The sequence below is a fragment of the Paenibacillus sp. JL3B1040 genome, from assembly GCF_057063165.1.
Genome location: NZ_CM169317.1, coordinates 2,092,205 through 2,105,046, shown reverse-complemented (window position 1 = coordinate 2,105,046; position 12,842 = coordinate 2,092,205). Strand labels below are relative to the sequence as shown.

The 12,842-nt window shown below is 54.7% G+C and carries 9 protein-coding genes; 1 reads left to right on the top strand and 8 read right to left on the bottom strand.

The window, feature by feature from the left end; all coding sequences use genetic code 11:
- Positions 1-52: 52 nt before the first annotated feature.
- Together ACZF99_RS09310 and ACZF99_RS09305 are read right to left on the bottom strand one after the other, a co-directional pair.
- The gene (locus tag ACZF99_RS09310) at positions 53-1,579 is read right to left on the bottom strand and encodes an ABC-F family ATP-binding cassette domain-containing protein (protein ID WP_483611090.1); all 1,527 of its coding nucleotides are present in this window, start codon (positions 1,577-1,579) and stop codon (positions 53-55) included.
- A gap of 423 nt (positions 1,580-2,002) precedes the next feature.
- On the bottom strand, positions 2,003-2,869 hold the full coding sequence (locus ACZF99_RS09305; RefSeq protein ID WP_483611088.1) for a helix-turn-helix transcriptional regulator: 867 nt from the start codon (positions 2,867-2,869) through the stop codon (positions 2,003-2,005).
- Between the two features lie 255 nt (positions 2,870-3,124).
- On the opposite strand from ACZF99_RS09305, the gene melA reads away from it, so the two are divergent.
- Positions 3,125-4,423, top strand: a complete 1,299-nt coding sequence (gene melA, locus ACZF99_RS09300) for an alpha-galactosidase (RefSeq protein ID WP_483611086.1) — start codon at positions 3,125-3,127, stop codon at positions 4,421-4,423.
- 59 nt (positions 4,424-4,482) lie between these two features.
- Here the strand turns inward: melA and ACZF99_RS09295 are convergent, their stop codons facing one another.
- From ACZF99_RS09295 to ACZF99_RS09270, 6 genes are all read right to left on the bottom strand, one after another.
- On the bottom strand, positions 4,483-5,976 hold the full coding sequence (locus ACZF99_RS09295; RefSeq protein ID WP_483611084.1) for a diguanylate cyclase: 1,494 nt from the start codon (positions 5,974-5,976) through the stop codon (positions 4,483-4,485).
- Positions 5,977-6,136: 160 nt separating this feature from the next.
- The gene (locus ACZF99_RS09290; RefSeq protein WP_483611082.1) at positions 6,137-6,961 is read right to left on the bottom strand and encodes a carbohydrate ABC transporter permease; all 825 of its coding nucleotides are present in this window, start codon (positions 6,959-6,961) and stop codon (positions 6,137-6,139) included.
- Positions 6,954-7,853, bottom strand: coding sequence for a carbohydrate ABC transporter permease (locus ACZF99_RS09285; RefSeq protein ID WP_483611080.1), 900 nt, complete (start codon positions 7,851-7,853; stop codon positions 6,954-6,956). The genes ACZF99_RS09290 and ACZF99_RS09285 overlap by 8 nt, the downstream gene beginning before the upstream one ends.
- Positions 7,850-9,199, bottom strand: coding sequence for an ABC transporter substrate-binding protein (locus ACZF99_RS09280; protein WP_483611078.1), 1,350 nt, complete (start codon positions 9,197-9,199; stop codon positions 7,850-7,852). The genes ACZF99_RS09285 and ACZF99_RS09280 overlap by 4 nt, the downstream gene beginning before the upstream one ends.
- Positions 9,200-9,391: 192 nt before the next feature.
- On the bottom strand, positions 9,392-11,182 hold the full coding sequence (locus ACZF99_RS09275; RefSeq protein WP_483611076.1) for a cache domain-containing sensor histidine kinase: 1,791 nt from the start codon (positions 11,180-11,182) through the stop codon (positions 9,392-9,394).
- The gene (locus tag ACZF99_RS09270; protein WP_483611074.1) at positions 11,179-12,744 is read right to left on the bottom strand and encodes a response regulator; all 1,566 of its coding nucleotides are present in this window, start codon (positions 12,742-12,744) and stop codon (positions 11,179-11,181) included. Before ACZF99_RS09270 ends, ACZF99_RS09275 begins: the two co-directional genes overlap by 4 nt.
- Between the last annotated feature and the right edge of the window lie 98 nt (positions 12,745-12,842).

Here is a 12,842-nt window from a genome sequence, read left to right as displayed (position 1 = left end):
TGCCCCCAATCCTCTCCCTCTACCAACGTGCGGATCGTTTTACTAGTAGCTCCTATCCCAAATGAATGACGCGATCCGCCCACTCCCGGTAAAACCGTTCCTCATGGGACACCAGGATGACGCTTCCGTTAAACTGCCGTAACGCTTCCAGCAAGGCGCTTTTCGTTTCCGCGTCCAAATGGTTCGTCGGTTCGTCCAAGACCAGGAAATTGCAGGGCGAGAGCATCAGCCCGCACAATTTGACTTTCGATTGTTCTCCGCCGCTCAGCGTGCGGATTTCCTGCGTAACCAGGTCGTCTTTGACCCCGCACTGGGCCAAGTAGCGGCGGATTTCTTTGTTGCCCAGCCTAGGATACTGCTCCGAAAGGATCTGAAGCGGAGTAAGCGTATCGTTATTCCATTGCAGATTCTGTTCATAATATCCGATCTGGGTCTGCTCCGAAAAGCGGAATCGTCCGGAAACCGTCGGGATCCGCCCGACCAGCGTATTCAACAGCGTCGATTTGCCGATCCCGTTGAATCCGGTAATCGCGAGCTTCTGTCCTCCCGTCACGGAAAAGTTGATTTTCGGCAAAAGCGGCGCCCCGTACCCAACCACCAGATCGCTGACCTTCAACGAGGTTTGCGCGGACAGCGGCAGTTCGCGGAAACGGATCGACGGCTTGTGAGTAAACGCGGGCGGAGCGAGCTTTTCCATCCGTTCGAGCTGCTTTCTGCGCCCTTGGGCGATTCTGGTGTTGACGCCGGCGATATTCCGGCGGATATATTCCTCCGTCTTTTCGATCTTTTTCTGCTGGGCGTGATAGCGGCGCACGTAATCCTGCCGCAGATGCTCCTTTTGCCGCAGGAACTCGGAATATTTGCCGTAATATTTTTGGATCGTCCCGAACTCGATGTCGCAGATACAGGAAGTTACTTTCTCCAAAAACTCGAAGTCATGGGATACGACGATAAAAGCCCCCTCAAAAGCCGCCAGGTAACCGGATAGCCAAGCGATATGCTCCTTATCCAGAAAATTGGTCGGTTCGTCCAGCAGCAGAACGTCCGGCTCTTCAATCAACAACTTGGCCAGGATGACCTTTGCCCGCTGCCCGCCGCTCAGCTCCGCGATTTTACGGTGTATGCCGATGGCGTCGAGGCCCAAACCCGAAGCAACCTTCCGAATTTGATTATCAACCTGGTAAAAGTCCCGTGCCTCCAAACGTTCCTGAATTTCCGCAGCCTGCAGTAATGCCTCCGCATCGCCGGTCGCCGCGCACTCCTCATATAACCGGTTCATCCGGCGCTCCATTTCGAACAGGTCGGCAAAGGCCGTCTTCAAATATTCGGCAATCGTCTCGTTCCCGTCGATTTCGGCGTATTGATCCAAATGTCCGATCCGAATGTGGGACGGCCACTTGACGCTGCCCTGATCCGGGATGATTTCGCCGAGCAAAATGCGGATCAGCGTGCTTTTTCCCGCCCCGTTTTGGCCGACGATCCCCATGTGTTCACCTTTGAACAAGGCAAAGGAGGCATTGTCGTACAACTTTTTATCACCAAAGCTATGCGTTAAATGTTCGACTTGAAGCAAACTCATTTTGTTTCCTCTTTTCTGTTAGTCAATTTGAAACAAAAAAGCAGAGAGCGGCGTCTTGGGACGCCATGCCCTCTGCTTGATGATTAAGGCGCAAGTCAGCCGAACGGCAAAACCGTACGGCGAACTCGCAGCCAAATGCAAAGGGCCATCGACAAAACGTTGTCGACGGCCCTTTAAGCTTAAATCCTCTCGGCCCATGGTCACACTTAAATAAGCATAGCAAACTACGCTTATAAGAAAACCATTCGGCCGATGAATAGGGGAAGCTTTACGCTCCCGGATTAAGCTCCGCACAACGCTTCATCGTGTTCGTTTGTACGGAGCGGATTTTTCTGACGAGTTTGACAAATTGGATATAAAGCATTCCAAGCACTCTCCTAACAGTGAAATATTAACATATACCGCAATAACGATGCAAACCCCCTACCCGTCCCGGCTGACCGGGCCCTGGACATGGCGATGGAGATGGCGATATTCGCTCGGCGGCATACCGGTCGTTTTTTTGAACTGCCGCGAAAAATAAAGGGCGTCGTTAAAGCCAACCGAAGCGGCGATCTGATCCACGGTGAGCGGACCGGCCAACAATTCCTTGGCTTTCTCGATTCTCACCTTCATTAAGTATTGTTTGGGCGAAAGACCTGTCCGTGCCTTGAAAGCATGAAACAGATGGGCGCGGTGGTAACCGAGCTTACGGGACAGCTCGCCGATGCTGATTGGCTGGTGGTATTGCAGCGAAATCCAGCGGATCGCCTGTTCCACCTGCCGGTCGATCATCGTAGGCTCCGTCGTTTCCCTGGCGTTCAGCTTCTCCCGGTTCGCGAGTCCGAATCGATGGAACAATAAAGCCAGCCAGCCCGACGCTTCCAGGCTCTCCAGAAGCGGGGAGTCCGATTGCCGGAACGCCGAGCGAATCTCGGTGTACAGGCGGTGCAATGCCTCGATATCGCCGGAATGAAACACCGGGGCTTCCGGCATAATGCCGACTTCGGCCAGTTGCCTCAAAACGCCCGCTCCTTTTAGCGCAACCCAGACATAATGCCACGGCTTTTGCGCATCCGCTTCATAAGAGAACAAGACGCCCGGAAAGATCACGAAAGTATCCCCGGGCAGGCAGCGGTGGGAATGATCTCCCCAGCAAAATACCCCTTCCCCTTCCAGCACGCTGTGGATGAGGAAATAATCATGGACGGACGGTCCGATTTTGTGTGCCGGATGGGGACGGCCTTCCCCGCTGAACAACAGCGTAACGTCTTTTTCCCGGTCATCGGGATTCATGTTTACTTTAAACATGTCATGATTTGAAACCACTGGGGACCTCCGGATTTCAAGCGCATTTCCTGCATTCCCCTCCAGTTTAACCGAAAGAACTATAACATACAACATTTATCCATATAGACCTTCGATTCCTCTATACTGTCCCAATTTGGCCTGAGCTATATTGAAAATATAAGAACAAGCCGAGAAAACGCGGAAAAGTTCGCCTTGTATCGAATATAAACGATATCTGCAGCGCTCGGCTATGCATTATAAAGGAGGATTCGATCCATGTCCAAAATTACATTTATCGGGGCCGGAAGCACGGTGTTCGCCAAAAACGTGCTGGGCGACTGCATGCAAACGCCCGCCCTGCAGGGGTTCGAACTGGCGTTGTATGATATCGATCTGCAGCGGCTGCGGGATTCGGAAAACATGCTGAGCAATCTCAAGCTTAGCAGCGGCAGCACCTGCGTCGTCAAGGCTTACACCGACCGCAAGGAAGCACTGAGGGGCGCAAAATACGTGGTTAACGCCATCCAGGTCGGCGGATACGATCCCTGCACCATCACGGATTTTGAAATCCCCAAAAAATACGGGCTGCGTCAGACGATCGCCGATACGGTCGGCATCGGCGGTATTTTCCGCAATTTGCGCACCATCCCCGTTATGCTGGAATTTGCGGCCGATATCCGCGAAATGTGTCCCGACGCCTTGTTCCTGAATTACACCAATCCGATGGCCGTGCTGACGAATGTGATGAACACATACGGCCGGGTGCGCACCGTCGGGCTTTGCCACAGCGTGCAGGCCTGCATCCCCGGTTTGTTCGACAGCTTAGGGATGGATAAAACCGGAGTGCAAGCGAAAATCGCCGGCATCAACCATATGGCCTGGCTGCTGGAAGTAACCCGGGACGGCATCGACTTATACCCGGAAATCAAACGCCGCGCGGCGGAGAAACAAAAAACGCCCCATCATGACATGGTGCGTTTTGAGATGATGCTCAAATTCGGTTATTACATCACGGAATCGTCGGAGCATAACGCCGAATACCATCCCTACTTTATCAAACGCAACTATCCCGAGCTGATCGAACGTTTCCAAATTCCGCTGGACGAGTATCCGCGGCGCTGCGTCGAGCAGATCGCCAATTGGGAGAAGATGCGGGAGAAGCTCGTCAACAACACGGAACTGAAACACAAACGTTCGCACGAATACGCTTCCTATATTATGGAAGCGGTGGAAACCGATGTGCCGTTCAAAATCGGCGGCAACGTGATGAACACCGGGCTGATCACCAACCTGCCGAAGGAAGCCTGCGTCGAAGTACCGTGCCTGGTGGATGCCAGCGGCATCACCCCGACCTATGTCGGTGATCTTCCACCGCAATGCGCCGCATTGAATCGCACGAACATCAACACCCAACTGCTGACGATCGAAGCCGCCATCACCGGCAAGAAGGAGCATATCTACCATGCGGCCATGCTCGATCCCCATACTTCCGCCGAGTTGTCCATGGACGACATCATCGCGTTGTGCGACGACTTGATCGAAGCCCATGGGGACTGGCTGCCGGCTTATCGCTAAAGGCCAAAGCGCGGGGAGGAGCAACTCTCCCTCCCCGCCTCCCCGGGATGGGATCAAGCTCATACCGTTTCCGCAAGCTCGCGATAACCGGCAACCTGATTTCGTCCGCTGGCCTTGGAATGATATAACGCTCGGTCCGCCATGGACACCAATAATTCCGGGGATGCGGACTGCGGATACGCGCACGCGGCAACCCCTACGCTGATCGTTAAGGCCCCGCCGTTTGTGGATCCCTCGTGGGGAATTTGGGCCTCCAAGACCGCTAACCTCAAGGACTCGGCGGCTTCCAGTGCCGAGCTTTCGTTCGTGTTCGGCAAGATCACGGCAAATTCTTCCCCTCCGTAACGGGAAATCGTATAGTCCGGGTTGTTCAACGTGTTTCTAACGATCTCCGCCACCCTGATCAAACAGGCGTCTCCGGCGGGGTGACCGTAAATATCGTTATAAGCCTTAAATTGATCGATATCAAACAGGATCAAAGCATGCCCGCAGCGGCCCGCAGCTTTCGCCTTCTCCCACTCTTGCACTAAGGCCTCGTCAAAATAGCGGCGATTGGTTGCGCCCGTCAGCCCGTCGATCATGGATAGCCGATACAGCCTGTCCTCCATCTCTTTTCGCTCGGAAATATCGGTGGCCAAAAACACGTAACCGACGACCTCGCGCCCGAGCCACAGCTCCGAAACATGCAGCAGCACGGTCAGCCTGGCCCCCTCCTTGCGAACATAGGTAAATTCTTTGCCTTCCGCTAAAATACCCGATACGAAGTCGGACAGCCGATAAGACGGGCGGACAAAATCGTTGATTTCCTCGGGAACGTGAAACAGGAAAGGTGACCGGCCGAGCAGCTCTTCCACCGTGTAGCCCAGCATTTGCTCGGCAGCCTTGTTGATCCGCGTAATCCGCCCTTCCCGGTCGACGACCGTAATGACCGTACCGACCAAAGAATCGAAAACGGCCTCCTGCAGGGAATGGAGCGCGCGGTATCTCTTCTCGCTGGCGGTCAGCTCCTCGGATAATTGATGATGCCGCGAGAAAACCCGGATTAACCCCGCCGCGAAAAATCCGCCCAGCGCAAGCAGGGAAATATACAGAAGCGTATAGGCGGGATCCGTTTTTTTGAGGAAAGCCGACAGCGCAATAGTCAAGGTGATGAGCGCCAAGGAGACTTGCCATTTCCGCCAATAAGCGGCGCAGTACCGCATCACCAGACCGGAACCGATCCCGTTTACGGTCAATGTGATCATCGCGATCAAGGTATATACGGTCAGCTCCCCGAAACTGACGGCCCGGACCAGGATCAGGATGGCGGCGGCAATACACGAAGAGACGGCTCCGCCGAAAAAGGCGGCACTGATGATGGCGATATGCCTGAAATCGATATAGATCGTTTCATTGATCTTAAAACTGAACAATAGCAGCAGCGAACCGCAAACCCCATGCAGCAGTCCGATCCACACTTTCACGGGTATCGCGTTCTTTTTGATCAAATAACTGTAATAGATCTGATTAAAAATAAAAAGAAAAGCGGTTAACAACGCTAAGTTAGCGATCATACTCCGAAACATGATGTGAGAATCCAACCCCGATCCAAATTTCGCAATAAATAAAAACATGATACTATAGCCGGCTCCCGAAATGCAAAAAAGCTCCTAAAATCGCCGCAGGAGCGATTTTAAGAGCTGATTTGGGACCGAGTCATCCGGCTTCTTTCGGTTATTTGACCGAACCGATCATCCCGGCCACGAAGTGCTTTTGCATGACGAAAAAAACGATGGCCGTCGGCAGCGTCGAAATGACGATCGCCAGCATGATCAGCCCGTAGTCCGGCGAATAGCTGGAACCGAGCGTCGAAATCAGCAGGGGCACCGTCTGCTTCCGCGGCGTTTGCAGCACGATCAGCGGCCACATGTAGTTGTTCCAGCTGCTCATGAACGTGATGATCGCCGCCGCCGCGTACGTCGTCTTCATCGTCGGCACGTATACCCGGAAGAACATCCCCAGTTCGGACACCCCGTCGATGCGGCCCGCTTCGAGCAGCTCTTTCGGGAACATTTTCGTGCTTTGCCGGAAAAAGAAGATCAGGAAAGCCGTCGTCATGGTCGGCAGCACCACCGCGGCCAACGTGTCGATGCCGATGACCGGCACCAGATTGGTGATTTTGCCGAACATGCGGTAAAGCGGCACCATAAGGGCTGCGAACGGAAGCATCATCGACAGCAGCAGCACGTTAAATACAACGTCCTTTGCCTTGCTGCGATAGATTTCAAAGCCGTAGCCGGCGAGCGAAGCGATCAGCAGCGCCAGCAGCGTCGTGGAGACGGAAACGACCAAAGAGTTTTTCAAAGCGGTCAAGATATCAACGGAATCCAGCAGGTTGCGCAAGTTCGCCATAAAGTGAGAGCCGGGCAACAGCCGCCCTCGGGTGACGTCGATGGACGGATTCGTCGAGCTGACGAGGATCCACAGGAACGGAAAGATCGAGATGAACGCCGCCACCGTCAGGAACAGATATATAAACCCTCGTTTCGCCTTAAGCATTCCGGTCACCTGCCGCTTTGAATTGGATGACGGACAATACGATGATCATAACCACGATGGAATACGACACCGTTGCCGCATACCCGAAGTCCGCCGAATATTTGAACGACAAATTATAAATGTATTGCGAGATCGTGGAGCTGGCGTTCCCGGGCCCGCCTTGGGTAATGTTCATGACTTCGTCGAACAGCTGCAGCGTGCCGATCGTCGAGGTGATCGAAGTAAACAAAATGATCGGCTTCAAGAGCGGGATCGTGATCCGAAAAAACTGCGTAACCGCCGAGGCTCCGTCGATCTTCGCCGCTTCGTAAATCGCCGGCTCGATGTTTTGGATGCCCGATAAGTAAAAAATCATGTTGTAACCGGTCCAACGCCAGGTGATCGCGATAATGATCGTAACCTTAGCCCATAACGGATCGGTGATCCACGGAATCGGTTCGGACACCACGCCCAGATGCAGCAGCAGCCTATTGACGAGCCCGTCGCCCGCAAACATATATTTGAAAATGACCGAATAAGCGACGAGCGACGTGATGCAGGGCAGGAAGATCGCCGTACGGAACAAGCTCTTCCCTTTTAAATTCCGGTCATTCAGCATAACGGATAATACCAGCGCCAGCAGCACCATGAGCGGCACCTGTACGATCAGGTAAATGAACGTATTTTGGACCGCCGTCAGAAACATCGAATCCGTAAACAACCGCCGGTAATTGCCCAACCCGTTAAAAGTCAGGTTTGAACCGGTCCCGGTCTGGAACGACAGCAGCAGCGCCTGAATCATCGGGTAAAAATAAAACAGCGCGATCATCAGCACGGCCGCAATGACAAACGACCATCCGACAATGGAAGCTTTCCAGCGCAAGCGCAGAGCTGGCCCGAATCCTCCCCTCATTGCAATTGCGATTCGGCCTGGGCCTGGGCGTCGCGGATGACGCTGTCCACGTCTTTGCCGTTCAGGTAGTTCTGAATTTCGATGACCAGAATATCCTCAATCGCGTACGTGTGCAGGCCGTAATTGACCTTCGGCACCTCTTCGGTCCATTTGGCGAAGTCGGCATAGATCTTCTGGCCGCCGAAGAACTCGTCGGCTTTATCGTAAGCCGCGCCGCTGGACGCCGCTTTCAGCGAACCGATCGCGCCGATCTTCTCCAGCAGCTCGGAGTAAAACTCGCTGTCGGAGCCAAACGTTTCCGCCAGGAAATTCGCGGCCGCGTCCTGGCCGTCCAGGTTCATCACGTACCAAGAGCTGCCGCCCAAGCTGGAGGCGTTCACCGAACCGGCGTTGTTCGCCAGCTTCGGCGTCGGCACGACCGCCCATTTGCCGGATTGCGAGGCCTCCGCCTTGACGGAAGGCGTGATCCAGTTGCCGGTCGGCACCGTTGCAACGTCCCCGTTGTTGAAGGCCGCCAGGAATTGGCTCCAGTCCGAATTCATTTTGACGATATTGGCGTCGAACATCGCTTTGTACGTTTCGAGGGCTTCCTTAATCACCGGATTGTCCGCCAGATTCGGCGTTTTGCCGTCCTCCTTCAGATACCATGTTCCCGCTGATTGCGCCATCACGCGGATCAGCCCGAGATCGTTGGGGTCCTGGGTCAACATGTCTTTGCCGGTGGTCTCCTTGATTTTCTTGCCGATTTCGATGTACTTGTTCCAGTCGATATTCGTCAGATCGTCCACGGTATACCCCGCTTGCTCCAGATAATCCGTCCGCACGTACAGCCCCGTTGCCCCGGAGTCGAACGGAACGCCGTATTGCTTGCCGTTATAACTCGTCGGCCCGATTTTGTACTCCGCGAAATCCTCCGCCTTGATCACGCCCGTCATGTCGCGGAACGCATCGGGATATGCCTGCAAGAAGTTTTGCGCCCGGTAATCTTCGATCAGCACGATGTTCGGCAGCCCTCTGGTCGTGCCCGAGTTCAGCCCGGTGTTCAGCTTCTGCACGATGTCTTCCTGCGCATACTCCACGATGTTGACCTTGACATCCGGATGCTTGGCTTCATACCTTTCTTTGGCCAGGTTGAGCGCGGCGATATTAAAGTTCGGATCCCATGCCCATACGGTGATTTCCTGGCTGTCTTGCGAACCGCCCCCGGCGTTCCCTGCACTTCCGTCGGCCGTATTGCCCGTATTGCTCGCATCCCCCGAATTCCCCGCATTGCCCCCACCGGAACAAGCGGACATGGCCAGTACAAGCAGCATACCGACGAGCATGAGCCTCAAGCTTTTTTTCATTTTCGTTCATCCCCCTGCTCTATTCGTGATTGAAACGCCCGACAAGAAAGCGCTTCCTGTATTCGCTTTTAGGATAGCATCGCGGCAAAACGAGCCGTTAGGAATATCTTTGTGCGGTTTGGCTTTTTTATTGTCCGTTCCTTGAGCGCGGATTTACCGAACGGGTCATTTTTTGGGATTTTGGTAATTTCTTTAGACGGCATCCCCGGCGGCCACCGGCCTCCCCAGGAGCGGCAGCACGATGCGAATTTGGGTTCCTTCCCCTTTCGCGCTGGAAATATGGACGCCGTAAGACTCCCCGTACAGCAGCTTGATCCGGTTGTTGACGTTTTGAATGCCGATGCCCGTAAACAGCTGGCGCCGGCTTTTCGGATTATCGGGCGGGCCGGCATCCGGTCCCGGCTCCATCCCGTCCCCGTTGTCCGCCACCTCGCATACGAGCGCGTTATCCGTCTTGGAGATCATGATGTAGATCGTTCCTTCGTTTTTTACGTTAAAAGCATGGAAAAAGGCGTTTTCGATAAACGGTTGAAGGATCAGCTTGGGCACTTCGTAATGGAGGCAATCGGGCGCAACGAAAAAGTTCGCCTTGATCCGGTCGCCGTAACGGACATGGTTGATGAACACGTAATTTTTCAGGTTCTCCAGTTCCTGCTCGATCGTAATCGTTTCGCTGGCGTTGCTGATCGTATTCTGCAGCAGGGAAATCAGCGCGTTAATCGTTTCGGCGGCGGTTTCCTTGCTGCCCTTTTGCACCAGCATTTTGACCGAAGCCAAGGTATTGTACAAAAAATGCGGGTTAATCTGCCGCTGCAGCGCGTCCAGCTCGGCATTCCGCTGCTCTTTCTGCGTCTCCAGCAACCTGCGGACGTAATCGTTCAATTCGTCCAGCATATAGTTGAACGCTTTGCTAAGTTCCCTGACCTCATAACTGCCGCTGACAGTGATGTAGTTGCCGAAATCTTTTTTCGTGATCGTCGACATCAGCCGGACCAGACGGGTCAGCGAAAGCGTCAGCCTGCGGGAAATCAAAAACACAACGAGCAGCGCGCCCGCGATGATGATCAGGCAAATGAGCGCCACCTGACGGATATTGATGATCTGTCCGGCCGTGTAGCTGCGGTCGATCAGATTCACTAGGTACAAATCATAGGAGGGCAAGGCATTGGCCAATACGATGTGTTCTTTACCGAATACGGTGCTGTTCCGGTATTCCGACCGCCCCTGCCTGATCGTTTGAACTTCGCCCAGCAGTTCCGGCGCCTTGCCCCCGATGAGTTCCGCACGGTTGCTGGATACGACGATGCCGGACGGGTCCAATACGAGCACGTCGTTGCCTTCGCTGGTAAAGTTGGCATAAAACCGCTTGAACTCCGCTTCCCGGATCGCGATATATAACATCCCGTAACTGAGTCCGCTCGTCCGATCGACCAGCGCTTTGGAAGCGATGATATACCGCTCCGTCCCTTCCCCCTCTTTGCGTTCATCGTATTGGTACAACACGCGCCGCGGTTCGGCCGCGGTATGCCGGGTCAGCGGATCGCCGGCGAGCTCCGTTGCCTGAACCGGCCAGTAATTCAAATCGGTCGAATAGCTGCGGCCATTCACCCCGATGATCGTGACGGCCACATCGTAAGCCCCCAGGTTGGACGTGATCTGCTTCATCTGTTCGGCCATGCGGTAATACACCTTCGACATCGCTACGGAATTCAGGTCCCCGCCGGTCAAATAGGTCTTCACCGTGCCGCTCTGCGCCGCGTAAGTGACTGCGTTCACGATGGAGTCGTTGAAGGAATCCAAGCTGGTGTTGATTTGGTTCAGCACTTTGCCGTTGGTGATGCTGAACGTTTCGGCGAACAGCCGCTCCGCCATGCGGATCGTGATCAGCGAAGTAAGCAGGCATACCGCGACAATACTCACGGTCATAACGGCAAACAATTTGGAGATCAAGCGCCAGCTGCGAAATTTCTCATAGAGGTTCATCGCTGTCCCCTCCTGCCGAGCTGCTGCCTGCGGTATTCCCGCGGCGTCACCCCCGTTAGCTTTTTGAATACCTTGGTAAAATAACTGGGGTCCGCATAACCGACGTTATCGCTGATTTCCGAGATGGCGGATCCGTCCGTGCGCAGGAGCTCCATCGCTTTGGCGATCCGGACCCGGTTCAAGTATTCGCTAAACCCCTCGCCGTTGTGAGTGGAGAAATAACTCGATAAATACGAAGGATTAAAGTGGAAGTGCCGGCTTAGCGCACCTAAATTCAGCGGCTCGGCGTAGTGCTCGTCGATGTATTCCAGCAGCCTCTTCATATTGCCTTCGCCGGGCAACGGGGCGCGGGCGGATACGAGCCGCTCCGCCTCGTCGAGAAACGCGTGCAGCGCCTTCACCGCATCGGCCGCATCCTGCGCTTCGTCGATCGCTTTGAAGTACGCGTATTTCATCGCGTCCAAATCCTTCGCTTCACGCTGGATTTCCGCGACGGCTACCGTTACGTGGAATACGGCATTGCCCAGGAACGACTTGAATTCGAACGGGGATTGCCGGTAGTTCGCGGCCGCCTCCGCCGCAATTTCCCGCAGCTTCCGAAACACGTCCTCCGCCTGCCCTTTCTTCAGTCCGGATAACAAATCATTCAGGTCGCACGGGGGAACCGCTTTGGCCCGGGGAAGCTCTTCCGCCTGCATAACGATCCGTCCGGGAAAATAAAACCGGTAGGATAACAGCTTTTGCCACTCCTCCCGGTACGCTTCGCCCAACCTGCGCAGCTCCGCGAAGCCGCCGCCGATCGCCCAAACCGTTTCCGGCACCGCCGTCGCTTGGGCCAGCGCAAACTCCCTGACCGTCTTCTTCAGCTCGACCTCCTGGGCTTCGGGAAAATTCAGCAACAGCAACAGCTGCTTCCCCCCGGCGGAAATCGTGTGGGATTGCACCTGAATCGGCGACTCCCGCAGCTGATTCTCCAACTCCGCCACAAGGCCGACCAGATCGTCGTCAGGCTCCCCGGCAATCCGGCTTACGTCCGCGCCGACCAGCATCAACCGGTCATAAGGCAAATTCGCCGCCAGCCGCGCGTCCTCTTCTTCCGGCTCGTATCCGGCAATCAGCCGCTCCAACAGACGATCCAGCGGCGAAGTCGCGTGCAAGGCTTCCCGCAGCGCGAATCCCGGAATTTTGCGCGCGGTTTTTTGCAGCGCCTGCAGCAGCCCCTCCGTCTCAAGTTTCGGCTTCAGGATATAATCCGCCACCCCGCTCTGAAACGTGGAACGCACGTATTCGAATTCACTGTAACTGCTCAGCACGATCACCTCCACCTTCGGGTACCCCGCTTTCAGCACGCGTACGAATTCCGCCCCGTCCATGACCGGCATCACGATATCCGTAATCACGATATGGGGCGAGAGCCGGTCCATCAGCTCCAGCGCTTCCTTGCCGTTCGCGGCCTCGCCGACGATCTCAAACCCGTATTGCTCCCAATTCAGATGGTGTCTGATCCCCTGCCGGACCAGCAGCTCATCATCGACGATCAAAATTCGGCACAACTCGTTCATGTCCGTCCCCCTCCTGCCGATTGAATTCCAACCTTTGGCTTGACAGCGTTTTCATATTCGAAATGCTCTTGGCATTTCTTCAATTGTTACTACTTAGG

Excerpts from the sequence above, each read along its gene's own strand:
- ACZF99_RS09295 (WP_483611084.1), bottom strand. The coding sequence starts at position 5,976 with ATGATCGCTAACTTAGCGTTGTTAACCGCTTTTCTTTTTATTTTTAAT.
- ACZF99_RS09310 (WP_483611090.1), bottom strand. The coding sequence starts at position 1,579 with ATGAGTTTGCTTCAAGTCGAACATTTAACGCATAGCTTTGGTGATAAA.
- melA (WP_483611086.1), top strand. The coding sequence starts at position 3,125 with ATGTCCAAAATTACATTTATCGGGGCCGGAAGCACGGTGTTCGCCAAA.
- ACZF99_RS09270 (WP_483611074.1), bottom strand. The coding sequence starts at position 12,744 with ATGAACGAGTTGTGCCGAATTTTGATCGTCGATGATGAGCTGCTGGTC.
- ACZF99_RS09305 (WP_483611088.1), bottom strand. The coding sequence starts at position 2,869 with ATGTTTAAAGTAAACATGAATCCCGATGACCGGGAAAAAGACGTTACG.
- ACZF99_RS09280 (WP_483611078.1), bottom strand. The coding sequence starts at position 9,199 with ATGAAAAAAAGCTTGAGGCTCATGCTCGTCGGTATGCTGCTTGTACTG.
- ACZF99_RS09285 (WP_483611080.1), bottom strand. The coding sequence starts at position 7,853 with ATGAGGGGAGGATTCGGGCCAGCTCTGCGCTTGCGCTGGAAAGCTTCC.
- ACZF99_RS09290 (WP_483611082.1), bottom strand. The coding sequence starts at position 6,961 with ATGCTTAAGGCGAAACGAGGGTTTATATATCTGTTCCTGACGGTGGCG.
- ACZF99_RS09275 (WP_483611076.1), bottom strand. The coding sequence starts at position 11,182 with ATGAACCTCTATGAGAAATTTCGCAGCTGGCGCTTGATCTCCAAATTG.